General features: G+C 67.2%; 18 protein-coding genes. 4 read left to right on the top strand and 14 right to left on the bottom strand.

The window, feature by feature from the left end:
* Positions 1-4: 4 nt before the first annotated feature.
* The 4 genes from AADZ78_RS01905 to AADZ78_RS01890 all read right to left on the bottom strand — a co-directional run bounded on the left by AADZ78_RS01905 (position 5) and on the right by AADZ78_RS01890 (position 4,527).
* Positions 5-1,414 (bottom strand): WS/DGAT/MGAT family O-acyltransferase, encoded by a 1,410-nt coding sequence (locus AADZ78_RS01905; RefSeq protein ID WP_085250091.1) that lies wholly within the window; start codon positions 1,412-1,414, stop codon positions 5-7.
* A gap of 36 nt (positions 1,415-1,450) precedes the next feature.
* Positions 1,451-2,653: an alpha/beta hydrolase gene (locus AADZ78_RS01900; RefSeq protein WP_085250092.1), complete on the bottom strand. Its 1,203-nt coding sequence runs from the start codon at positions 2,651-2,653 to the stop codon at positions 1,451-1,453.
* A gap of 67 nt (positions 2,654-2,720) precedes the next feature.
* Positions 2,721-3,236 (bottom strand): hypothetical protein, encoded by a 516-nt coding sequence (locus AADZ78_RS01895; RefSeq protein WP_085250093.1) that lies wholly within the window; start codon positions 3,234-3,236, stop codon positions 2,721-2,723.
* A 1-nt stretch (position 3,237) separates the two neighbouring features.
* Positions 3,238-4,527, bottom strand: coding sequence for a molybdopterin-dependent oxidoreductase (locus tag AADZ78_RS01890; RefSeq protein ID WP_139828647.1), 1,290 nt, complete (start codon positions 4,525-4,527; stop codon positions 3,238-3,240).
* A 214-nt stretch (positions 4,528-4,741) separates the two neighbouring features.
* Between AADZ78_RS01890 and AADZ78_RS01885 the strand changes: the two genes are divergently transcribed.
* Entirely contained in the window at positions 4,742-5,647 is a 906-nt protein-coding gene (locus tag AADZ78_RS01885; RefSeq protein ID WP_085250102.1) for an alpha/beta hydrolase, read from the top strand.
* Here the strand turns inward: AADZ78_RS01885 and AADZ78_RS01880 are convergent.
* The 3 genes from AADZ78_RS01880 to AADZ78_RS01870 are packed head-to-tail and all read right to left on the bottom strand — an operon-like array spanning position 5,632 to position 9,112.
* The gene (locus tag AADZ78_RS01880; RefSeq protein ID WP_085250094.1) at positions 5,632-6,936 is read right to left on the bottom strand and encodes an amidohydrolase family protein; all 1,305 of its coding nucleotides are present in this window, start codon (positions 6,934-6,936) and stop codon (positions 5,632-5,634) included. The two genes, AADZ78_RS01885 and AADZ78_RS01880, sit on opposite strands and share 16 nt — an antisense overlap.
* A complete protein-coding gene (locus AADZ78_RS01875; protein WP_085250095.1) occupies positions 6,930-8,087 on the bottom strand; it encodes a CoA transferase in 1,158 nt (385 codons plus the stop codon). The genes AADZ78_RS01880 and AADZ78_RS01875 overlap by 7 nt, the downstream gene beginning before the upstream one ends.
* 23 nt (positions 8,088-8,110) lie before the next feature.
* Positions 8,111-9,112 (bottom strand): MaoC family dehydratase, encoded by a 1,002-nt coding sequence (locus AADZ78_RS01870; protein WP_085250096.1) that lies wholly within the window; start codon positions 9,110-9,112, stop codon positions 8,111-8,113.
* Between the two features lie 30 nt (positions 9,113-9,142).
* Between AADZ78_RS01870 and AADZ78_RS01865 the strand changes: the two genes are divergently transcribed.
* Complete coding sequence (locus tag AADZ78_RS01865; RefSeq protein ID WP_423752184.1) at positions 9,143-10,300, top strand: acyl-CoA dehydrogenase family protein; 1,158 nt, start codon at positions 9,143-9,145, stop codon at positions 10,298-10,300.
* Between the two features lie 6 nt (positions 10,301-10,306).
* On the opposite strand, the gene AADZ78_RS01860 is transcribed toward AADZ78_RS01865, so the two are convergent.
* Positions 10,307-13,477, bottom strand: a complete 3,171-nt coding sequence (locus AADZ78_RS01860; protein ID WP_204903491.1) for a PE family protein — start codon at positions 13,475-13,477, stop codon at positions 10,307-10,309.
* Positions 13,478-13,642: 165 nt separating this feature from the next.
* Positions 13,643-15,784, bottom strand: a complete 2,142-nt coding sequence (speA, locus tag AADZ78_RS01855) for a biosynthetic arginine decarboxylase (RefSeq protein ID WP_169726215.1) — start codon at positions 15,782-15,784, stop codon at positions 13,643-13,645.
* Between the two features lie 509 nt (positions 15,785-16,293).
* On the opposite strand from speA, the gene AADZ78_RS01850 reads away from it, so the two are divergent.
* Complete coding sequence (locus AADZ78_RS01850) at positions 16,294-16,710, top strand: CD225/dispanin family protein (protein WP_085248921.1); 417 nt, start codon at positions 16,294-16,296, stop codon at positions 16,708-16,710.
* Here the strand turns inward: AADZ78_RS01850 and AADZ78_RS01845 are convergent.
* The 4 genes from AADZ78_RS01845 to AADZ78_RS01830 are packed head-to-tail and all read right to left on the bottom strand — an operon-like array spanning position 16,695 to position 20,951.
* Positions 16,695-17,654: an enoyl-CoA hydratase/isomerase family protein gene (locus tag AADZ78_RS01845; protein WP_085248922.1), complete on the bottom strand. Its 960-nt coding sequence runs from the start codon at positions 17,652-17,654 to the stop codon at positions 16,695-16,697. The two genes, AADZ78_RS01850 and AADZ78_RS01845, sit on opposite strands and share 16 nt — an antisense overlap.
* 3 nt (positions 17,655-17,657) lie before the next feature.
* The gene (gene fadD4, locus AADZ78_RS01840) at positions 17,658-19,175 is read right to left on the bottom strand and encodes a fatty-acid--CoA ligase FadD4 (RefSeq protein ID WP_085248923.1); all 1,518 of its coding nucleotides are present in this window, start codon (positions 19,173-19,175) and stop codon (positions 17,658-17,660) included.
* Positions 19,144-20,241, bottom strand: a complete 1,098-nt coding sequence (locus AADZ78_RS01835) for an S-adenosylmethionine:tRNA ribosyltransferase-isomerase (RefSeq protein ID WP_139828499.1) — start codon at positions 20,239-20,241, stop codon at positions 19,144-19,146. Before AADZ78_RS01835 ends, fadD4 begins: the two co-directional genes overlap by 32 nt.
* Positions 20,238-20,951 carry an SDR family NAD(P)-dependent oxidoreductase gene (locus tag AADZ78_RS01830; RefSeq protein WP_085248924.1) on the bottom strand — a complete coding sequence of 238 codons (714 nt, stop codon included), beginning with the start codon at positions 20,949-20,951 and terminating at the stop codon, positions 20,238-20,240. Before AADZ78_RS01830 ends, AADZ78_RS01835 begins: the two co-directional genes overlap by 4 nt.
* A 63-nt stretch (positions 20,952-21,014) precedes the next feature.
* Between AADZ78_RS01830 and soxR the strand changes: the two genes are divergently transcribed.
* The gene (gene soxR / locus AADZ78_RS01825; RefSeq protein ID WP_085248925.1) at positions 21,015-21,461 is read left to right on the top strand and encodes a redox-sensitive transcriptional activator SoxR; all 447 of its coding nucleotides are present in this window, start codon (positions 21,015-21,017) and stop codon (positions 21,459-21,461) included.
* Positions 21,462-21,530: 69 nt separating this feature from the next.
* Here the strand turns inward: soxR and AADZ78_RS01820 are convergent, their stop codons facing one another.
* A complete protein-coding gene (locus tag AADZ78_RS01820) occupies positions 21,531-23,348 on the bottom strand; it encodes a phosphoenolpyruvate carboxykinase (GTP) (RefSeq protein ID WP_085248926.1) in 1,818 nt (605 codons plus the stop codon).
* Positions 23,349-23,378: the final 30 nt, after the last annotated feature.

Below are 23,378 nucleotides of genomic sequence, written 5' to 3'. Positions count from 1 at the left end.
CAAATCAGGCCGGAGCCATTGCGTCTTCGATAACCGTCAGCTTCTCGGAAAGCCCTGCAGCCCTGCGTATTTCGATGAAGTCGGCGACCAAGGCCTCGGTCACCTCGTGTGGGTCCTTGACGGTGGCACCGTCGGTCAGCACCGAGATGTTGAGCTGGTCGACATAACTCCACACGGTGATGTTCAGACCGCTGCCGGCGGTCAACGGCCCCACCGAATAGATCTCGGTGACCACCGCGCCACCCACCCTGCCGCGCTCGCGCGGACCGGGAACGTTCGAGACATTCAGATTGAGGATCTTGTTCTGCCCGTCGCGACCGGACATCCACCGGAACATCGCCTCCGTCGGCGCCGGTGGCCAGTAGGCCGCCCAGCGGCTGATCAGCTCCGGCCCCATGAGCTGGTGACTCTCCTTGGCCAGTACCGCGTTCTCGTGACAGGCCTGCACCCTCTCCAGCGGGTCATCTATGTCGGCGGGCAGCGCGACCATCATTCCGCTGAAATGGTTGCCGGAGATCCGCTCCGGCGAGAAGTCGTAACTCACCGGGACCGAGGCCAGCAGCGGTTCGGTCTTGCCGTCGTAGCGCAACAGCAGGTTGCGCAGCGCTCCAGTGGACATGGCCAACACCATGTCGTTGATCGTCACCCCGAGCTGCTTGCCGGTCGCCTTGACGTCGGCCAATGCCAGCGTGGCGGTGGCAAACATCCGCTGCGGCGTGATCATGTGATTCATGAAGGTCGGCGGCGGGGTGAACGGCATAGTCAGCCGCGGTGAGAGCTTGCGCGAACTGCGTCGCACCCGTCCCAAACCCTGTGCGGTGTAGCGGATGGTGGCCGGGATCCGACCCAGGTGGCGCAGGTGGTCCACGAACGCCGAACTCATCAACTCCCGCTTGCCGGGCGCCGGGTCGGACACATACTCGCCGCCTTCGGGTGCCGGCAGCAGGTCCATCCCGCGCGCCATCAGGTTCGCTGAGGCGACCCCGTCGGCGAGCGCGTGGTGAATCTTGGCGACCACCACGACCCGGTTATTAGCAAGGCCCTCAACGAAATACATCTCCCACAGCGGACGGCTCCGATCCAGCGGGGTGCTGCCGATACGTCCGATCGCATCGTCCAATTCACGTCGGCCTCCGGGTGCGGCCAGCTTCCAGGGCCGGATGTGATATTCGAGATCGACCTCGCAGTGCTCACGCCACATCGGGTGATGAAACTTGAACGGGATGTCAACCAGTTGATAGCCGAGCGGCTCCAGCTTGTGCATCCGCCCGCCGATGACCTGGCGAAACGCTTCGACGCCGAATCCGCGATGGTCCGGGTCCAGTTCGATCACGGCGACCTTGAGGGTGTGCATGTGCACGTTCGGCGTCTCGCTGTACAGCAGCACCGCATCCCAGCCGCTGAGTCGTTTCACCGCAGACCCCTACTCATAGCGCGACGTGCCAACCGGTCAGATGACCTCTTTCGCGAACTGCGCCCGAGTGCGGTGAACATGGTTGAGAAACAAGGAAATCGCGTGCGCCGTCGGGCCAGTGCGAGCGCCGTCGAGAAGGTCGAAGCCGTGGCCCGCCCCGGGCAGTTCCACGTAGCCGACCAGCGAGCGCGAAACCGCCCGTAACCGCTCGACGAAGCTGCGCGCCTGCTCAACCGGGATGACGCTGTCGCGGGTGCCGTGAACCACCAGGAACGGTGGCGCATTCGTATGCACCCGGGCGATCGGCGAGGCATCGCGGAACACCTCTGGATGCCGGTCGATGCTCCGCTTGACCACCACCCGCTCCAGGAAATCGACGAACCGGACCCGTTCCGGGGTGGAGCGGTCTTCCCAGTCGTAGCGACCGTAAATCCCTACCACGGCGTCGACCGAGGTGTCCGAGCCTTCCGGCAGCTCGCCCTGGAAGGCGGGGTAGTTGGCGGTCAGCCCGGCCAGCGCCGACAGGTGTCCGCCGGCCGAGCAACCCGCCACCGCAACGAAATTGCGGTCCCCACCGAACTTGTCGACATTGGCCCGAGCCCACGCGATGGCGGTCTTGACATCAAGGATGTGGCGCGGCCATCGGTGGTGCGGGGCGACGCGGTAGTCGATCGACAGACACACCCACCCCAGCTCGGCCAGGCGTGACATCAGCGCATATCCCTGGATGGTGCGATTGCCGTGAATCCAGGCTCCGCCCGGGACGAAAATCAGCACCGGTGCGGGTTGGGTGGGCAAGTCTTTGCGGCGCCAGACGTCGAGTAACTGGACGGGGCTATCGCCATAGTGGACGCCGCGGCGATAAAGGTAGCGACGGTGTCGCCGCGCTTGCCACACGGGCGCGGTGCGCTCCGGGGCCGGCCAGCGCGCGTCCAGGTCGGCTGCCGACACGATGCCCCGCAGGGCCGTGACCGACACCTCGTGGGTGCTGGCACGATCCCGGCGGCGAATTTCGTCAGTACCGGGGGTCAGCCATTCGCGCGCCCGCGCGGACATTATCTCCGGCGCCTGGCGGGCGCCCCAGACACCCATCGCGGTGAGACTGCCCAGCGGCTCGAGGTGCTTACCCACCACCGGGAGCGACGCTCCCGCGACACTCAAGGCCAGCAAGTAGTCGGCGGGACGGGCGCGCAGCAACCACTTGACGCAGGGCTTTGCGGTGGGACCGGTCGCGGTCATGTGGTGGAGCGTACCCCTCTCTGTTAACAGTATTCGAAGATTGCCGCCCGAGTATCCACAAAATCCGCTATTTTCCCTGGTCAGGTGCGCCTTTTTCGACGCTGAAGCGCGCTATTGCGAGTCGCGCGGCGTAGCCAAGAGCGCTGATGGCGAACATGGCCGCGGTGAGCAGCAGCCACCTGCCCAGAAAGGGCTGCTGGGTCTCTCCAGTCGCCGCCTGATAGGTGGCGGCGCCCTGTTGGATGATGCCCGGCAGAAAGATCAGCAAGGTGAGCGCGGCTCCCATGGCCGGGATCCGAATGTGGTTGCGGGCGACCACGTATAGGTGGTGCCGTCGCCGGTCCTTCCCAGACACCAGCCGATCGGCGAGCGCGTAGATCGGGAAGAGGACCAGGTCGTGGCCGATGATGGCGGCGGCCAACCAGACGGCAATCGACTGCCACCAGGTATTCGGGTTCCACAGCGTGGCGGGTTTGAAGGTAGCCAGGATGTAGCCCAGCAGCGCGAAGCCGGACACCATGGTTAGCAGGTGTAGTGGATTGGAGCCGTAGTGCGCGGCGAAACATTTTGAAAGCCTTGACATCTCAGCTCTGCTCGAAGTCGATGGACGTGACCCATTTGGTGTTGTGCACACCGGGCAGTGCGGGGACGATGATCCGGGCCGGATAGCCGTGATCCAGGGGCAGATCGGCGCCGTTGACCCGCAGCGCCAACAGCGCATCGGGGTCGCTGATCTGGTTGGCCGCCAGGATCGCCGAACCGAAGGCGCCACCCCGTTGCAGCGATGCCACTCGTGCCGAGCGCGCTACCGGCACGCCAGCCATCCGAGCCAGGTCGGCCAGCCGCACCCCACTCCAGGTCTGAACCGTCGACCATCCCTCGACGCAGGCGATCGGCAGCCGCGCGCTGTGTTGCGGTATGGCGGCCAGCGCGGCGCGGTCCAGTACGACGTCCGAGGGACCGCCGCGCAGAATCAGCCGCCAGTTCTCGCCGACGGCTTCGGGCGTGATCCCGGCGACGGCGGCCGTTTTGTTGACCGGGAAATCCCTGCCGCGGCCTCGCGGCAGCAGGAGTGCGGCGCCGCGAGCGGGGCCGCCGAGGGTCTGACCGACCGTCAGCACCGCGATCAGCAGCACTCCGGAGCCGACCAATGCCAGGGCGCCGCGCCTGCTCATCGTCGGCTCGACCGGGTTCTCGGCCACCAACCCGGTCTCATCGGGCGGTTCCGGGCGGGTGTCAGCGACGCCCGCGCGCAGCACTTCTCGCAACGACAGCGACCGCAACCCGGTGACCATGCGCGGAATCTTGAGCGCGATGTGCATGACGAAACCGACGATGAACACCCAGGCCCCGAAGTAGTGCGCGTCGTAGAAGCTGAACCCGAATATGTAGTCGTACTGGATGTTGAGCACGCCGGTGACGATCTCGAAGAGTAGCCCGCCAACCAGCATCAGCAACGACAACCGCTCCAGAAGCTGGGCGATCGAACGCGCCGGCGGCCAGACGAACAGCTTCGGGATCACCGACCACAGCTTGGCCAGCACCACCGGGATGAGCACCAGCCCCAGCCCCACGTGCAGCCCCTGCGTCAGCCGGTACAGCCACGACGGGCGAGTGGGCCACGTGAAGATGGGCAGTCGTAGCCAGCCGACGTCGGCCGGGATGGCCTGGCCGAACTGCGGTGCGTAGGCAATGTAGGACAGCAGCCCGGTGAGGATCACGATCGGCAGCGTCACCAGCAGCACCAGCCCGAACACCGATGTCAGCCACGGACCGCGCAGCGGGCTGCGAAATTGTCTTAGCCGCTGGATGCCGGGCGGTCGATGTTGCTCCAGCATGTGCCACAGTCCGGCGGGGAATCCGTAGCCGCTCATAGGGCCAGCGTCGCGATGTCCACCCGCACCAATGGCCATCGAAGCCTCGGCCCCCTGCGGTATTCCGGCGACAGCATTCCCATCGATACCCCGATCATTGTCCGACAAAGCACACCCGCCTAGCCGACGCACCGGTGTGGCGGAAATGGTTCACAGGCACTATTCGGAGCCGATGCACGCCCAGATGGATCAAGCCCAGATGGATACTGGCCTGATGCCCGCCGATGATGTCCACCCAGATCTGCGCCGAATTGCCCGCCTCGCGCCGCGTCGACTTGTCGGTCCCCGAACGTTGCCGCTGATGCGTACCCTGTTGGGCCTGGCGCAACGTCGAATACGCGCCGATGTTGAGGTAATCACCCTGCCGTCGGGCGTCGGCGTTCGGCTCTACCGGCCCACCGGCATTACCGAGCCAGCGCCCGCCTTGCTGTGGATCCATGGCGGCGGATACGTGCTCGGCACCGCGCAACAGGACGACGTGCGCTGTCGCCGGTTCAGCGCACGGCTGGGCATCACCGTGGCATCGGTGGATTACCGACTGGCACCCGAACATCCCTATCCCGCACCGCTGGAAGATTGCTACTCCGCGTTCACCTGGTTGGCGGGACTGCCCGCGGTCGATCGGTCACGGGTAGCGATCGGGGGCGCCAGCGCCGGCGCCGGGCTCGCGGCGGCGCTAGCCCTGCTGGCCCGCGACCGCGGCGAGATTGCACCGGCATTTCAGTTGCTGGCATACCCGATGCTTGATGACCGCAGTTCGGCGGCCCCGGCCAACCCGCGCTACCGATTGTGGGACCCACGCGCCAATCGCTTCGGCTGGACGGCGTACCTCGGCGATGCGGACCCGACGGTCGCCGTCCCGGCCAGGCACGACGACCTGAGCGGACTGCCCCCGGCGTGGATCGGCGTGGGCACGCACGACCTGTTCCATGACGAGGATCTTGCCTATGCCGCGCGGCTGGTCGAGGCCGCGGTGCCCTGCCAACTCGAGGTGGTGCCCGGTGCGTTCCATGGTTTCGACCTGGTGGCTACGAACGCTCCGGTATCACGACAGTTTTTCGACATGCAGTGTGAAAGTTTGCGTGCGGCACTGGGTCTGACGGGTCACATCGCGAAGTAGACAAGCTCGCCGCCAATGATCGTGGCGGCAACCATGCCGGCATCCAGCTCGGCCAGCACAGCCGTCGGGGGCTCGGAGAGCACGCAAAGGTCGCCCGGCTCCCCGATTTCGACGGTCCGCGCGCGACCCGGCCGATCCGACCAGCCCAGAAACATTGTCAAAGCCGTTCGCGCCGGGACACATTCACCGCCATTGAGGATCTTTCCACTAGGCGTCGTGCGGCGCACCGCAGCCCGCATCGCCGCCCATGGATCACCGTTGCCGAACGGCATATCGGTCGAAAATGCGACGGGCACACGCGCATTCAGCAGTGAAGCGACCCGCCACAGCTGACCATGCTCGTGGACCGGGACCTCGGCGAGGTACTGATCGCCGCGCTCGGCAACGAAGTTGGGCTGTGTCACCACGGTGAGGCCCAGTTCGGCCAAGTCGGTCAGGTTATCGTCGGGGACGACCGCCGCGTGCTCGATGCGGTCGAATGGATGACTCCCCGCCACGCGCAGAGCCGCGATCGTCACCACCAATTGGGCGGCGGTCACGCAGTGCATGGCGACCGGTTGGCCGGCGCCGTGGTGGTCGGTGATCCACGTCGTCAGGGCATCCAAGTCGAGATCGTCGTCCTCCAGGATCTTCTTGCCCGGTGAAAGCAAGCGCACCCGTGGCCGGAACTCGCCGCGACGGTGCGCAAGCATCAGCGAAACCAGGTCGCCGGCGTCGAGATCGGGTGTGGCGTCGGTGACGCCGGTGACGCCGGTCGCGGTGATGCGGCGGCTGAGTTCCGCTAGGTCGGTTTCGCGGCGCCGCAGCGCGTCCGACCAGCCGCGGTCAGAGCTGCGCAGACGCCCGTCGGGATGGTCGGGGAGGCCGACTCGACCCAAGGCCGCGGAGTTGAGGATCCATAGCGCGCCGCTGCGGTGCTGGATCCGCACCGGATGGGTGGTCACGACGGCGTCGAGGGAGGTCTTGTCCAGCTCGCCGGCAACCGACTCGTGATAGCCGACAGCGCGAATCCACCCGTCCGGGCCCGGCACAGCACTCGAAAGTACCCGCGCCAGTTGTTCTTTGGTCCTTACTGCGGGAGGTCCTACGGAAAGCGAATCCATCGCGGAGGCCGCCGAGCGCAGGTGCACATGGTGGTCGTGGAGCCCGGGCAGCACGGTTCCGCCACGCGCGTCGAGCACGCCCTCCCCGTGCCTGGCAGCCAGATCCTGGCCGACGTCCTCGATCCGGGCACCCACCCGGATGTCGACCATCGCCCCGTCCAGCAGCGTGGCCTGCCGAATCAGCACGAGAGGCACTGCCTTTCGCAGACCAAGCGACGCACGGCGTCGTTATCGGCGCCGAGGGCGGCGGCGGGTTTGGACACTCGGGGTTTGGACGGCGGTAGGGCTGGGTCCGCCGAGACCGCTGCCTGGATCGGCAGCGCCGCATAGGTCGCGGCGACGGCGGCCATGGAAACGTCGATCAGTTCGCCGCCGCCACGGTCCAGCGATTCGGTCACGGCCAGGCTGGCCTCCAACCCGGCCAGCGGGTCGGCGATAGCGTCCCCGCAGAACACCGTCCCCGCGCCGATCAGGCCACCGGCCACTGCGGCGTCGTCACCGAACGCGGGTCGTCGGGACCGCTCGCCATGTCCGGTAATGCGCACCCAGGTTCGGCCGGCCCGCGGCGCGACGTCCCGCGGGCCGAGCCCTCGCCGCACCAGTGCGGCGGGCCGCGACCCTTCGATCACGACGTCGGCGACCGACAGCAGCTGGCGCAGCTCGTGGCCGTCGCGATCGAAATCGAGGCAGTAGGACAGCTTTTCGCCGTTGATCCAGTCGAAGAAGGCCCGATTGCCGGCTCGGGTGCCGTCGGGGCGGCGCGGGCTTTCCACCTTGACCACCGTTGCGCCGGCCCGGGCCAACAGGTGCGCGCACAGCGGACCGGCCCACATCGAGGACAGTTCCGCCACCAGCAGGCCGGCCGGACCGCGGGCGGGCGTCCGCGGCCCGACGCGGCGTATCCGCGGTGGTACGGCCGTGGCCTCACCGAGGGCGGTGGCGGGGATGTCGAGCAGTTCGGCGCGCTCGGTGATCCCGGCCACCAGACGTGTTGCGGCCCACCGCTGCAACATGGGCCAGGGGTCTTTGGGTGTTTCATCGGTGTGCAGCAACGCGGGGACTGCGGCAATGTCGTCGGGGCGAGACAGCGTGATCGCACACCAGCCGTCATGTGCTTGGAACAACCGGGTGGCGCCACCCGCGGACACCCGGCCACCGCGGCTCAACCCGAGCAACCCCGCACGGCCCGTCAGCAGGGTGGCCGCATCGGCGGCAATCCGCTCGGCATGAGCCAGCACGTTGGCGCGGGAGAAGTCGGGTGGTCCATCCGGCAGACCGGTCAGGTAGGCCAGCCCGCTGCTCCCCCACCTGTACGACGCGCGGCTCACGCTCACCATTGTGCTCGCGGCCCGCGCAGGCCTCAGAATTGCAGCGCGCTAAATCGCCAGTCCAGCACCGGCCGGTCTGGCTCTTCTGACGCGCTGGCCGCGTAGACCAACGAGCGCAACCCGAGCACGCCCCCGTTCGGGGTCGATTCGGCCGATTCGACGTGCAGCTCGCTGTAAAGGGTGTCGCCCTCGCGGACCGGCCCGGTGTGGTCGCAGTGCGTCCAGCCCAGGACCGTCACCAGGTTGGGCATCAGCCGACAGGCCTGCGCGAACGCCAAGCCGATGGTGTGCCCGCCGTAGACCAGCCGTTGTCCCGCTAGCCGCGAATCATGGTGTGTGGCAGCGATGTTCAGAGTGAGTCGCGCCAATTCGGGCGCGCTGCTGACCAGGTCGCCGGTGCTGTGCCTTACCGTGCCGGCAATGCCGGCGTCGAAATGCGGCCCCGGCACCCGTTTCCGGAAGACCTCGCCATTCCAGTCAGCGGTGGGATCGACGGCAGGCGGCGGCGCGTCGGCCCCGATCGTCGACAGATCGTCGCCAGGTTCGTCGGCGCGCCAATCCGGGCTGGCGGGCAGCATGGCGCAGCGGTAGAAGTCGAGGACCAACCGGTCGGCCTGATCGATGGTGGTCATCCGCAACGCCGCCATTCCCGTTGGCGCCCGGCCCGGCTTAGCCGAATTCGCTCGCAGCCCAACCACTTCGGTGCGGGTGTAGATGGTGTCGCCGATCACCGGAAACCGGTGGAATGTCAGCCCACGGTAAAACAGGTTGGCCTTAACTCGTTGGGTCACCAACGTCGATTGGCCGATCGCCACATCGCACACCAAGCCCGGATGCGCCAGGGCCGCCGACGCGCCGGTGACCGCTGCGCACAGATCGGCGTCGAGGGCCAGTCGCAACCGGTCGCCCACGATCGCCTGATGAGCGGCCGCCAGCCCCGGCGACAGCGTCATCGACGGCGCCCAGTCGAATACCTGACCTACCGACAGGTCGTCGAAGTATGGCCCACCCTCGCGAATATCCGCGTATGTCACGGGGTCAATATGGCACAGGTGAGCAGTGAACTGAACGACGACGAAGAGATGCTGGTCGCCACCGTGCGGAGGTTCATCGACCGCGACGTCAAACCCACTGTCCGCGAGGTCGAACACGCCAACACCTACCCTGAGGCGTGGCTCGAGCAGATGAAGCGGATCGGCATCTACGGTCTGGCCATTCCCGACGAGTACGGCGGATCGCCGGTGTCGATGCCGTGTTACGTGCAGGTCACCCAGGAGCTGGCCCGCGGCTGGATGAGCCTGGCCGGTGCGATGGGCGGGCACACCGTGGTCGCCAAGCTGCTGACGCTGTTCGGCACCGAGGAGCAGAAGCGGGCCTACCTGCCGTCGATGGCCACCGGCGAACTGCGGGCCACCATGGCGCTGACCGAACCGGGCGGCGGGTCCGACCTGCAGAACATGTCGACCACCGCTGTGCCCTTTGGCACCGGTCGTGCCATTGACGGCCTGCGGATCAATGGTTCCAAGACGTGGATCAGCAATGCGCGGCGGTCCGGACTGATCGCGTTGCTGTGCAAGACCGACCCGAACGCCACGCCCCGACACAAGGGCATCTCTATCGTCCTAGCCGAACCCGGGCCGGGCCTGACGGTGTCGCGGGACCTGCCCAAGTTGGGCTACAAGGGCGTGGAGTCCTGCGAGCTGTCGTTCGACGATTACCGGGTGCCGGCGTCGGCGATACTGGGTGGCCAAGCGGGCCAAGGATTTGCGCAGATGATGAAAGGCCTTGAGACGGGCCGGATTCAGGTGGCCGCGAGGGCATTGGGTGTGGCGACGGCGGCGCTGCAGGACTCGCTGGAATATGCCCAGCAGCGTGAGAGCTTCGGTCAGCCGATTTGGCGGCACCAGTCCGTCGGCAACTACCTGGCCGACATGGCCACCAAGCTCACCGCCGCTCGCCAGCTCACCTTTTATGCCGCCGAGCGCTACGACAGCGGCCAGCGCTGCGACATGGAAGCCGGGATGGCAAAGCTGTTCGCCTCCGAGGTCGCGATGGAGATCGCTTTGAACGCGGTGCGCATCCACGGCGGCTATGGCTACTCGACCGAATACGACGTCGAGCGCTACTTCCGCGATGCGCCGTTGATGATCGTCGGTGAGGGCACCAATGAGATCCAGCGCAATGTGATCGCACAGCAGCTGGTGGCCCGCGGCGGGATCTGACGACGGTTATCCCGCGCCGGGCTGGCCGTCGATCCCTGAACCTCCATGGGCACCGGTCGCTCCGATCTTGCCGCTCGCTCCCACGTGGCCGTCCCCGCCTACTCCGCCCCTGCCGGCGGCTCCGCCGTCGCCGCCGGCGCCGCCTACACCGCCGTTGCCGCCGGCGCCGCCGCTGCCTTGTTCCCCGGAGATGCCGTGAGTCGCGGTGCCGCCCGCGCCGCCGCTACCGCCGTTGCCACCCGCGCCGCCGTTGCCACCGATGCCGCCCGTTCCGCCGTTGCCACCGGCGCCGCCCTTACTTTGGGCGTTGAACAGGCTGTTGCCCCCGGTTCCGCCGGCCCCGCCGGTGCCACCCTTGAGGCCGGCACCGCCGGCACCGCCGTCACCGCCGATGCCGCCGTTGCCGCCGTCGCCCATTACCGATCCGCCGGCGCCTCCGGCTCCACCGGCCCCACCCTCGCCGCCGGAGAAACCGCCCGCGGACGCGCCGCCGGTGCCACCGTCGCCACCTTTGCCGCCGACACCAGTCATATTGTCGACGTTGCCGCCGTCGCCACCGGCACCGCCGGTACCACCACCGAATCCGCCGATCCCGCCGGTGCCGCCCACTCCACCCTTTCCAGTTGCATTGGTGCTGGCTTGCACGGATAGGGCACGACCGCCGTCGCCACCCCTGCCGCCGTCAGCGCCACTCGAACCGGTACCACCAGTACCGCCGCTACCACCCTGGTAGTTCTGGTGTTCGGTGGGAACAAGAGCAATACCCTCACCGCCAGTACCGCCGACGCCCCCGTTCTGGTTGAAGCCGTTGCCGCCGTTCCCGCCTTTGCCGCCGACACCGCCGACTGAGGTGGGTGCTGTTGTGTTTCCGCCTGTCCCGCCGGTGCCGCCAACATTTGTGGCTGCGGTGCCAGCGGTGCCGTCGCCGCCGGCGCCACCGACGGCACCACCGGTTTGTCCCGCCGTTCCTGTGGCGGCGGTGCCGGTCGGGGCGTCCGGGGTGGGGTTGACCCCGTTGGCACCGAGGGCGCCGCGACCGCCGTTACCCCCGTTACCGCCGTCGCCGATCGTGCCCGCGTTACCCCCAGCCCCACCGGCGCCGCCAGCCTGACCGTTGGCGCCGGTCTGCACGCCGTTGCCGCCGTTACCGCCGTCGCCGCCGTCGCCACCAAAGCCGCCCGTGGCACCGTCGGCGCCGTTGGGGGCGAAGGTGCCGTCGCCGTTATCGCCACCGACCCCGCCGGCACCGCCGAGGCCACGATCACCGCCGTGACCACCGTCACCACCAGCGCCGGCGGCGGGGTTGGAGCCGCCAGCCCGTCCGTCACCACCGGCCCCGCCGTCACCGGCGTTACCGCCCTGACCACCCGCACCCCCGGCACCACCGACCCCGTGGCTGCCCGCAGCACCGTGGGCCGCGTTGCCACCCACACCGCCGCCACCCCCGGCGCCGCCATCACCACCGCGACCACCCCCACCGCCGGCACCACCGTCCTGCCCGCGCGCCCCCGGAGTCAACCCCGCCGCGCCATCGGCACCATCCGTGCCGGCCCCGCCGGCCCCGCCGGTGGCACCCACACCCCCGGCGCCACCGGCACCCCCATCACTGGCCTGTGACCCTCCGGCACCCCCGGAACCACCGGCACCACCAGCACCACCGGCCTGACCAGCGCCGCCGGCGCCGCCCGCCGTGGTGGCCGCCGCACCCGCCGCACCCGCCGCCCCGTTGCCGCCGTTACCGCCGCGCCCGCCGTCACCGTAAGCGCCCCCGGCACCACCGGCGCCACCGGCGCCCCCGGACTGACCGGCATTGATCGCCACACCACCGCGACCACCAGCACCGCCGTCACCACCGCTGGTCGGCTGCCCACCGGCCGCCCCAGCCACACCGGCGTGCCCGCCGAGCCCGCCAGCAGCACCGCCGGCGCCAGCCACACCACCCACACCCGGGTCCGCCCCGCCACCCCCGGCGCCCCCGGCACCGGCGACCGGCCCCGTGCCCGCACCACCGGCAGCACCAACGCCGCCGTCCCCGCCGACACCACTGACGCCACCGTTGCCGCCGCCACCGCCATCACCGGCAATCCCATCGTGACCGAACAACCCACCCAGCACCGGCAACCGGCTCACCAACCCACTACTGCCGCCGGCACCACCGACCCCTCCCCCGCCGCCGGCACCACCATCGCCGCCGGCACCACCATGACCCCCAGCACCACCATCGGCACTGCCCACCGCGCCGATCAGACCCGCCGCGCCAGCCCCACCCACGCCACCGGCACCGCCGGCACCGCCGACCCCGCCGGTCCCGCCCACGCCCCCGGCCCCACCGTCACCGAACAACAACCCACCATTGCCGCCTGCGCCACCGGCACCGCCGATCCAGCCGGCGCCCCCGGCGCCCCCGCTACCACCCACCCCGCCCGCGCCACCCGCAATGCTCGCGTCCACCCCCGCCGCACCGCCCGTCCCGACAGCCCCGGCACCGCCGACACCCCCAGCACCCCCGGCACCCCCAGACCCAACCAACCACGCCTGACCACCACGACCACCGGCACCACCGACGGAGCCCACCGAGCCACCCCCGGCCCCGCCGGCCCCACCATTGCCGTACCACCACCCCCCGCTACCCCCGGCCCCGCCCGCCGCATTGGCCCCACCCACACCACCGCGGCCGCCGTTACCGATCAACCCCGCCGCACCCCCGGCACCACCAGCCACCCCGGCATTGGTGCCCGCCGCGCCGTTGCCGCCATTACCAATCAACAACCCACCGTCACCCCCGGCCTGCCCCGGCGCACTGCCATCGGCGCCATCACCAATCAACGGACGCCCCAACAACACCTGAGTGGGCGCATTGATCAAGTCCAGCAATGCCTGCAACGGATTGACATTGGCCGCCTCGGCGCCAACATAGGCCGCCGCGCCGCCACTCAACGCCTGCACAAACCGGGCGTGAAACACCGCCACCTGCGCGCTGACCAGCTGATACTGCTGCCCATGAGCGCCGACCAACGCCGCAATACCCACCGACACCTCATCGGCAGCGGCCGCCACCAACCCGGTCGTCGACCTCGCCGCGACCGCGTTGGCATCACGCAGCGCCGACTCGAGCCCAGCCACATCCTGGGCCACCGCCGCAAGCGCTTCAGGGGACACCAACACATACGACGACATCACAGCCTCCGGGCAATAGCAGACAATTGCGGGCAGTCTATTTCCCTAACTTGACACGTGTCTCGGTTTTGCGACGGCTCGAATCAACTCGTCGAAGACGGCCCGGCGCTGCCGACACAAACCGACAGCAAACCCACACTGCTGCAACCCTTCTCAAGCACCGGCCTAGCGCCTACGACAGGTTCCCGCTCCCTCGTGATAGGTGTAGCCGCGCAGGCTCGCGGTGAAGGACTCGACCAGCTCCTGGCGGTGCGCGAGTGTAATGCGCTGTTTGCACACCGCCTGCTCCGCCGTGCGGCGCAGCTGCTCGAGCAGGCGCTGTTCGTCGTATCCGACATAAGACAGCACGTCCGAGATTGAGTCACCGGACATTTCGCGCACAAATTCGAAGGTGCCGTCGCCGTGCACGCGCACGCTCGCCAGATTGGTGTCGCCCATCAGGTTGTGCAGATCGCCGAGCGTCTCCTGGTAGGCGCCCACCAAAAACACGCCCAGGTAGTACTCCTTCTTCTCGTTCCAGGCATGCACGGGAAGCGTGCGCATCAGGCCGCTCGACTCGATGAACTTGTCGATCTTGCCGTCGGAGTCGCAGGTAATGTCGGCGAGGATCGCGCGCCGCGTCGGCGCCTCGTTGTGACGATGCACCGGGATGATCGGGAAGACGTGCTCGATCGCCCAGACGTCGGGCAGCGACTGGAACACGGAAAAGTTGCCGTAGTAGATGTCGGCGAGCGACTCCTCCAGGCCCTCGAAGCCGGCCGGCACGCAGCGCAGCCCCTGCAACACGCCGACGATCACCCGCGCAACGTGCAGGAAGATGTTCTCGGCCAGCGAGAGCGAGCGCAGCCGGATCTGCCCCCGCCGGAACAGCTCGCGGATCTCCTCGCGGAAGCGGCTCGCGGCGCTGAAGGCGTCCTTCGCTGTCTTCGCGGTGATGCCGTTCAGCACCTCGCGTAGGTTCTTCACCAGCTCGTGCTCGTCCTCGGGCACGGTCGGCGGCGCATCGGCGGGCTCGAAGGTCGTCACGTCGAGGATGTTGAACAGCAGGATTGACGAGTGCGCCACGGTCGCGCGCCCGGACTCGGTGATGACGGTCGGATGCGGCACGCCGGCGGGGCCGAGCGTGCTAATGATGGTCTCGATCACGCCGGTGCAGTACTCGTCGAGCGAGTAATTCGTCGAGCAGTTCGAGTTGGTCCGCGAGCCGTCGTAGTCGACGCCCAAGCCGCCGCCCAGGTCGAGGTAGCCGAGCCGCGCGCCCTCCTGGCGCAGCGCCACGTAATAGCGGCAGGCTTCCTGAACGCCGCGGCGGATGTCGCGGATGCTCGGGATCTGCGAGCCGAGGTGGTAATGCAGCAGCTGCAGGCAGTCCAGCATCTCGTGCTTGCGCAGGTCGTCGATCAGTTCGACGACCTGAGCCGAGGTGAGGCCGAAGATGCTGCGGTCGCCGCTGGAATCGTTCCAGTGGCCTGCCACCTTGGCGGCGAGCTTGACGCGCACGCCGAGCAGCGGCCGCACGCCGAGGCGCTTCGAGGACTCGAGGATGATCGGCAGCTCGGTCGGCGTCTCGAGCACGATCAGGCAGTTGAAGCCCATGCGCATCGACTGCAGCGCCAGGTCGACGAACTCCTCGTCCTTGTAGCCGTTGCAGACGATATAGCCGTTGTCGGGTTCCAGCTGCGTGAGTGCGATCAGTAGCTCAGCCTTCGAACCCGCCTCGAGACCGTAGCCGTACTTGGCGCCCACGCGCGTCATTTCCTCGATCACCGAGCACTGCTGGTTGACCTTGATAGGGAAGACGCCGCGGTACCGGGATTGGTAGCGATTCGCCTGGATCGCCTTAGCGAAGCTGTCGTTGAGCAGCGCGATCTGCGCTTCCAGCACGTTATTCAGGCGCAGTAGCACCGGCATCTGCATGCCGCGCTGCCGCATCCCCGCGATGATCTCCATCAGGCTGACGGTGGCGACCCTGCCGTTGGCCGGCACGCGCAGAATTACCTCGCCCGCCTCGTTGATGTCGACATAGCCCGAGCCCCAGTTGCGGATGCCGTAAAGTTCGGCCGATTCCGCCGAGCTCCACTCGCCCGATCCGGAAACCGGCCTCAACTGGCGGACGGGTTTCCGCGCACTCGCCCACTGATACTCGGGCGCGCGGACATCGGACAACGCTCTAATATCCACCGACACCTCGTCACCGTCGGCTAGCGACCGCTCCGTCGGCGTTGCCACGGCCGCATTCGCAGCCCGCAGCACCGACTCGATCCCCGCCGCGTCCTGGGCCGTCGCCGCAAGCGCTTCAGGGGTCACCAATAAATGTGACGACACAACGGCCTCCAAGCAAAGAACGCACAATTGCGCAGAGCCTATTCGCCGACTTGACATGCGTCAACATTTTCGGAAATTGCTGCACCCGACCCGAACGCGCGGGCGGGCACCGCCGGCAAACTGCATCGGTTCACATGTTGCGGACCCACCAAATATACGGCCGCCACAACGCCTTTCGAGCGCATATCGGAGCCGCACTGCTGGGTAAAGAAACCCGTCACCTGAATTAATTCAACAATTCTTGTAGAAACTCGGTCGCTAAACGCGATAGCACGGCACAATAAATGACCTCCGAAGGCGGACGCAGCACCCGAGCAGGAGCTCCTGGTGGCAATATCCCCACCCTAGAAGCGCCCGCATTTCCGAGATTTGTCGACGGCGTCAGTTCCGACCCACGGTTAAGCGCAGAACGCCGGCCCATAGCGTTCCCGTGCTGTATATTTGCCTGACTTCAGCAAAGCCGAGCGGGAACCCAAGGGAAGGCAGCGGCCATGAGTTATCCGTCAGGCCCGTACGGAGGTTCCCCAGAATGGCAGGCCCAGCAGCCGGGCCAGCAGCCGGGCTGGCAAAGCCAGCCGCCGGGTTGGCCGGCCCAGCTGCCGGGCTACGGCCAGCCCGAGCCGGACAACTACCTCGTCTGGGCGATTCTGGTCACGGTGCTGTGCTGTCTCCCGTTCGGGATCGTGTCAATCGTGTACTCCACCAAGGTCTCCGGGTTGTGGGCTCAGGGGCGGTATGCCGAGGCCCAGGCCGCATCCGCTAGCGCCAAGAAGTGGGCCATTATCGGCGCGATCACCGGCGCGATCGTCGCGGTGATCATCGGCATCATCTATATCGTCCTGATCGCGGTGGCGGTTTCCGTCGATCACAACACCCCGTCCACCATCACGACCTATTCGGGGTACTGAGCACGCGCGCTGGGCTTGACGGCGTCCACCAGCCCCCAAGCCAGCGCGGTAGCGGCGTCGATGGTCCGACCGGAGAGCACCAGATAACCGGTGCGCCAGCGCCCGATCCGGCGTGTGACGCTGAGCGTACCGCCGGCGCCGGGAATCAGGCCCAGGCTCAACTCCGGCAAGCCGAACACCGAATCCTGCTCCGCCTCAACCCATCCGCAAAACGCCGCCATCTCCAATCCGCTGCCTAACACCCGGCCGTGCACTTCGGCGCGGCAGGCTCGGCCGAGCCTGGCGGTGAGCGCGTCGAGCGCCAGCGCCGGACTGTGGCGGGTGCGGGCAAGATGAGCACTGGCCGGGTCGTCGAAGGTGCCGAACTCGGCGAGGTCTCCACCGCTGCAGAACGATGGGCCATTGCCGCTCAACACGATTCCGGTTACCGACGGATCCAGTTGCGCGACGGTCAGTGTGTCCAGCAGTGCGGCGCGGGCATCGTTAGAAAGCGCGTTGTGACGTTGCGGCCGGTTGAACCTGACATGCAGCGTGTCGTCTTCGCGTTGCGTCTGAACCGGGTCGGCGATATCAGGCATGCTGGCCGGACCCCGCTCGGAAAGCCAGCGCGCGAATTCCGGGCCCGCCTGCAATGTCGAGTAAGCCAACGACTCGGTCATCACGGCGGCCAGCGTGGCACCGTTCGGGTCGACCGAGCGCAGTACGTCGTCACACACCGCACTGGCGTGCGGCCAGCGTCGGCAACGCTCGATGAGCTCGGCCAGAGTCTGCGGCACCGAATCCACGGTGACTACCCGCCGGTCCGTGCACAGCTCCTCGGTCAGCGTGAAAGTCGCAGTGTCCAACCAGGATTCATCGGACAACGGACCATACGCGACGATCACGCCCGGTGTCGGCTCGACACCCGCCTGCGGCGCACTCGACAGGTCCACCACCCGAAGCATGGGTCACACCGAATACTTCTCGACCAGGTCGTTCTTGTAGAGCTTGCCGGTGTCGGTTCGTGGCAGCTGCGCCTCGAACACGATCGACCGCGGACACTTGAAGTGCGACAAGCGATCTCGCAGCCAAACCAAAAGCTCCTCGGCGAACCGATCGGTGGCATCGGCCGGGTCCACGGTCTGCACGGCAGCCATCACACGTTGACCCATCTCGTCGTCGGGAACCCCGAACACCGCCGCGTCGAGCACCTTTGGGTGGGTTACGAGAAGGTTTTCGGCTTCCTGCGGGTAGATGTTGACGCCGCCGGAGATGATCATGTGGTGACGCCGGTCGGTCAAGTACAGGTAACCCTCGTCATCGAGGTAGCCGACGTCACCGACGGTCACCCAGCCGTGCTTGTCCCGCGACGCAGCGGTTTTCACCGGATCGTTGAGGTACTCGAACGGATAGCCGCCCTCGAAATAGATTTCGCCCGCCTGGCCCGGCGGGAGTTCGTTGCCGTCGGCGTCCAGGACGTGCACCGCGCCTAGCATCGACTTGCCGACCGAGCCCGGATGCGCCAACCAGTCCTCGGCGGTGATCAGCGTCGACCCACTCGCTTCCGAGGACGCGTAATACTCGTCAATGATGGGACCCCACCAATCGATCATCTGCATCTTGATCTCCACCGGGCACGGTGCCGCGGCGTGTATCACCCGCTTCAGGCTGGACAGGTCGTACGAATTACGGATGCCTTCAGGCAGTTTCAGCATCCGCACGAACATGGCCGGCACAAACTGGGCGTGCGTCACCCTATAGCGCTGGATGGCATCGAGGGCTTGCTCGGGGTCGAACTTCTCCATCACGACCGTGGTGACGCCCCCGGCTTGCACGCTCAGCGACCACACCGATGGAGCGGTGTGGTAGAGCGGTGCCGGGCTCAGGTACACCGAGTCGGCGTCCATCCAAAGGTCGAGCAACGCTGACATCATGCCCGGTGCCGCCTCCGGTGCGATGTGCGGCAATTCGCGTTTGATGCCCTTGGGCCGCCCGGTGGTGCCCGACGAGTACTGCAGCAGGTCACCTTCGATTTCGTCGTCGATCGGCGTATTAGGTTGATCTGCAACGCATTCCGGGTATCGTTCCCACCCCCGTAGGTCTGCGTCAGCCATGATCAGCAGGCCCGGCAGCCCGCTCGGTAAATGTTCGGCCAGATCCGCGCACGTCTCGCGCAACGCCGCCGACCCGATGATCGCTTTGGCGCTGCTGTTATCCACGATGTAGGCCGCCTCGGCCGCGGTCAGGTGGGTATTGATCGGCACGTAGTACAAGCCGCTGCGGCGAGCCGCCCACATGACCGCATGCATGTGCTCGTTGTTTTCCATCAGGATGGCAACCGTGTCGCCTTCGCACAGACCCGCCCGCCGGAACCGGTGCGCCAACCGGTTGGCGCGGGCTTCCAGCTCGTCGAAGCTGATCACCACCCCCGACGGGTGCAAGATGACGGCGGCCCTATTCGCGCCCAGGTGCTCGCGAATCTGCATGGGCCGACTGTACGTCTGCGGCCCGCTCCGGCAGCAACAGGGCACTGTCGCCGAATTCATGCCACAAATATCCGTGTTCGACGGCTTCCCGATACGCCATGGCGACCAGTTCCGGCCCAGCGACCGCCTCCAGCAGTAACAGGTGCGACGCCCCGGCCTCGTGCCATCCGGTGATCAGCCCGTCGACCACCCGGCACGGGCGGTCCGGACCGAGTACCAGATCTGTCCAGCCGAAGGCAGGGTGTACGACGCCGTCGCCGTCGGCGGCCGACTCCACCGCGCGGGTCACCGTGGTACCCACTGCTACCACCCGTCGGCCCGCTCCGCGCGTAACGTTCACCAACCGCGCGGTCGCGGGCGGCACGTCGAACAGCTCTGGTGCTGGTGGCTCACCTGGCTCTGCCGAGGACACCCCGGTGTGCAGGGTGATCGGCGCGATCGCAACGCCCTCGGCCACCAGCGCGGAAACCACCTCGGCGCTGAATGGTCGTGCAGCGCTTGGCATCTCGGCGCTGCCCGGTCTCCGGGCGAATACCGTCTGGTAGTACGCCACTGGCCAGTGCTGCGGCACGTAGGCGTAGCGGATCGGCCGGCCATTCCGGGCCAGGTACGACATGACGTCACCCTCGACCGCGACTCGTGCCCGCCACAACCGCCCGCCGTCGACGCCCGGTGCCGGATAGGACGACTCGATGACGATCGCGCCGCCGCCGGGCATCTCGATGCGTTCGCCCACCCGGATGTCGGGCAGGTATCCGGTCGCCCTTACCGCGGGACGCAGTTCGACCACCCATACCTTTTCGGCGCGCGGGGTGGAGAAGTGGATGGCGACCGGATGCCCGTCGCGGCGGCCGTCGACCGCGGCCGGCAGCGTCGCGGAGTTGTTCACCACCAACAGGTCACCGGGGTGTAGATAGTCGCCCAGCTCGCCGAACCGGGCATGGCTAACCCCCGACCGGCGCGCGACCAGCAATTTGACATCATCCCGGGCGACACCGCGCGCTTCTGGCGGCTCGGCGGCGTCGGAGTTCGGCGGTCGCTGGAACCGGGTCTGCGCGTGGATCACGACGGCACTCCCGCCAGATCACTTGCCCGGTACCGACCGGAAGTCGGTCGGGTGTCGAGCAGTCGCAGCAACGCCGGCACGATAGCCTCCGGCTCGGCGCGGTCGGAGATGTCCTCACCGGGGAATGCGGCCTGATGCATCTCGGTGCGCATGTCACCCGGGTCGAAGGCGTATACGGGTACCACGGTCAGCTCGGCGGCCAGCACCGCAGACAGCTGGTCCAGCGCCGCCTTTGATGACCCGTATCCACCCCAGCCCGGGTACGGCTCGACGGCTGCGTCCGAGGTGAGGTTGACGATTACCCCGGCGTTTTCGGTGAGCGCGGGCAGCGCAGCCTGGATCAGGGCAACCGGGGCCAGCACATTGGTGTCATAGACGTCCCACAGCTCATTTGCCGGGTAGTCGGCCAGTGCTGGCTGGGGACTGGGCCCAAGCCGGCTGGCGTTGTTGACCAGCAAGCAAAGCGGTCCAAGGCCGACGGCCGCCGCCACCAGTGCGGCACGATGCGAGGCGTCGGTGACATCTCCGGGTAGGACAATCAGTCGTGTCAAGTTGAGCTCTCGCGCAGTCGATTCCAATTCGGCGACACGACGGGCATCGCCGACGACGGCCCAGCCACGCTCGAGCAGAGCGGCGGTCACCGCGCGGCCAAACCCACGCGATGCGCCGGTGACAATTGCGACGGGTTGGGTGTTATCAGGTAGTGGCATAACGCCATACTGGTACTTAAAGTTAACTTTAAGTCAAGACGTGGAAAGGAGGTCTCGGTGGATATGGCTGATCTGTTCACCGTCAGCGAGTTAGCGAAACGCAGCGGCTTCGCCCCATCGGCAATCAGATTCTACGAGGGCCAGGGGCTCATCACCGCCACCCGGACGGCTGGCGGGCAGCGCCGGTTCGAACGACAGATGCTGCGCCGCTTGGCCTTCATCCGGGCCGCCCGCAACGTCGGGCTAAGCCTGGACGAGGTCGCGGCCGCGCTAGCGAAACTGCCCAACGGCCGCAACCCAACCCGCGCCGACTGGGCTCGGTTGTCCAAAGGCTGGCGCGCGCGACTCGACGATCAGATCGCGGGGCTGATGGCGTTGCGTGACAACCTGGACTCGTGCATCGGCTGCGGTTGCCTGTCGCTGAAGCGGTGTGCCATTTCCAATCCCGACGATTGGGCGGCAGCTGCCGGGCCGGGCGCGGTTTACCTACCAAAATCGTTGCGGCGCTAATGCGCCGAGCAGACGCATAAGTCCCCGAAAACTACCGTTTTCGGGGACTTATGCGTCTGCTCGCGCTGGTTAGCCCAGCCGCTCCTTGAGCGCGTCGAACTCGTCACGGACACCGGTCGGCAGCTTCTCGCCGACGAACTGCAGCCACTCCTCGATCAACGGCAGTTCCTGGCGCCATTCCTCGGCATCAACCGCCAACGCCTGGGCCACGTCGGCGGCGTCAACGTCCAAGCCCTCCAGGTCCATGTCCTCGACGGCCGGAACAGTACCGATCGGGGTGGTCCGACCGCCGGCCTTGTGCTCGATGCGGTCGACGATCCACTTCAACACCCGGCTGTTCTCGCCGAAGCCTGGCCACAGGAAGCGACCGTCGTCGCCGCGGCGGAACCAGTTGACGAAGAACACCTTTGGCAGCTTGGACTCGTCGGCGTGCTTGCCCAGGCTAAGCCAGTGCTGCATGTAGTCGCCGACGTTGTAGCCGATAAACGGCAGCATAGCCATCGGGTCGCGGCGCACATTGCCCACCTTGCCCTCGGCCGCGGCGGTCTGCTCGCTGCCCAGGGTCGCGCCGATGAACACCCCGTGCTGCCAGTCGCGCGCCTCGGTGACCAGCGGAACCGTGGTCTTGCGGCGGCCGCCGAACAGAATCCCCGAAATCGGCACACCCTGCGGGTCGTCCCACTCGGGCGCCAGGATCGGGCATTGCGACATCGGGGTGCAGTACCGCGAGTTGGGGTGGGCCGCCTTCTCATCGGACTCGGGCGTCCAGTCGCGGCCCTTCCAGTCGATCAGGTGCTGAGGCTCGCCTTCCAGGCCTTCCCACCACACGTCACCGTCGTCGGTCAGCGCGACGTTGGTGAACACGGTGTTGCCAGCGGCGATGGTGCGCATGGCGTTCGGGTTGGATTTCCAGTTGGTGCCCGGCGCTACCCCGAAGAACCCGAACTCCGGGTTGACCGCATACAGGCGGCCGTCCTTGCCGAACCGCATCCAGGCGATGTCGTCGCCGAGGGTTTCGGCGCGCCAGCCCGGGATGGTGGGCTGCAGCATCGCCAGGTTGGTCTTACCGCACGCCGACGGGAACGCCGCAGCGAAGTAGTAGGCCTTGTTCTCCGGCGAGATCAGCTTGAGGATCAGCATGTGCTCGGCCAGCCAGCCCTCGTCATGGGCCATCGCCGAGGCGATCCGCAATGAGTAGCACTTCTTACCCAGCAGCGCGTTACCGCCGTAGCCCGAGCCGTAGCTCCAGATCTCGCGGGTCTCCGGGAAGTGGGTGATGTACTTGGTCTCGTTGCACGGCCACGGCACGTCGGACTGGCCCTCCTCCAGGGGGGCCCCCACCGAGTGCAGCGCCTTAACGAAGAAGCCGTCGTCACCCATCTTCTCCAGCGCGGCCTTGCCCATCCGGGTCATGGTGCGCATGGAGACCACGACGTACTCCGAGTCGGTGATCTCCACCCCGAGCTTGGGGTCGTCGGCGCCAAGTGGGCCCATGCAGAACGGCACCACGTACATGGTGCGGCCGCGCATACAGCCGCGGTACAGCGACGTCAGGACCGTCCGCATCTCGAAGGGGTCCATCCAGTTGTTGGTGGGGCCGGCATCGATCTCGCGCTCAGAGCAAATGAATGTCCGAGATTCCACCCGTGCGACATCGGAGGGGTCGGACAATGCGAGGTATGAGTTCTGGTGCTTCGTCGGGTTGAGCCGCTGGAACGTGCCGGCCTCGACCAACTGGTCGCAGAGGCGCTGGAACTCCTCGTCGGAGCCGTCGGCAAACACCACCCGGTCAGGCTGAGTGAGCTCGGCGACCTCCTCTACCCAAGACAGCAGCCCCTGGTGATTTGTCGGTGCGGTGTCCAGGCCGGGGATGGTCGCTGAGGTCATCGAACTCTCCTGAATTCTGCTGCTTGGCTA

It is taken from the genome of Mycobacterium riyadhense, assembly GCF_963853645.1.
Classification (GTDB): domain Bacteria; phylum Actinomycetota; class Actinomycetes; order Mycobacteriales; family Mycobacteriaceae; genus Mycobacterium; species Mycobacterium riyadhense.
Note: the sequence above shows the minus strand (reverse complement) of the source record. Positions and strands in the feature narration are given on the sequence as shown.

Coding starts and splice junctions, on each gene's coding strand:
- fadD4 (WP_085248923.1), bottom strand. CDS start 19,175: ATGCAGATTCGCGAGCACCTGGGCGCGAATAGGGCCGCCGTCATCTTG.
- AADZ78_RS01830 (WP_085248924.1), bottom strand. CDS start 20,951: ATGCCACTACCTGATAACACCCAACCCGTCGCAATTGTCACCGGCGCA.
- AADZ78_RS01875 (WP_085250095.1), bottom strand. CDS start 8,087: ATGGTGAGCGTGAGCCGCGCGTCGTACAGGTGGGGGAGCAGCGGGCTG.
- AADZ78_RS01845 (WP_085248922.1), bottom strand. CDS start 17,654: ATGCTTCGGGTGGTGGACCTGTCGAGTGCGCCGCAGGCGGGTGTCGAG.
- AADZ78_RS01860 (WP_204903491.1), bottom strand. CDS start 13,477: ATGTCGTCGTATGTGTTGGTGTCCCCTGAAGCGCTTGCGGCGGTGGCC.
- AADZ78_RS01850 (WP_085248921.1), top strand. CDS start 16,294: ATGAGTTATCCGTCAGGCCCGTACGGAGGTTCCCCAGAATGGCAGGCC.
- AADZ78_RS01820 (WP_085248926.1), bottom strand. CDS start 23,348: ATGACCTCAGCGACCATCCCCGGCCTGGACACCGCACCGACAAATCAC.
- AADZ78_RS01890 (WP_139828647.1), bottom strand. CDS start 4,527: ATGAGCGGCTACGGATTCCCCGCCGGACTGTGGCACATGCTGGAGCAA.
- soxR (WP_085248925.1), top strand. CDS start 21,015: ATGGCTGATCTGTTCACCGTCAGCGAGTTAGCGAAACGCAGCGGCTTC.
- AADZ78_RS01895 (WP_085250093.1), bottom strand. CDS start 3,236: ATGTCAAGGCTTTCAAAATGTTTCGCCGCGCACTACGGCTCCAATCCA.
- AADZ78_RS01885 (WP_085250102.1), top strand. CDS start 4,742: ATGCCCGCCGATGATGTCCACCCAGATCTGCGCCGAATTGCCCGCCTC.
- AADZ78_RS01900 (WP_085250092.1), bottom strand. CDS start 2,653: ATGACCGCGACCGGTCCCACCGCAAAGCCCTGCGTCAAGTGGTTGCTG.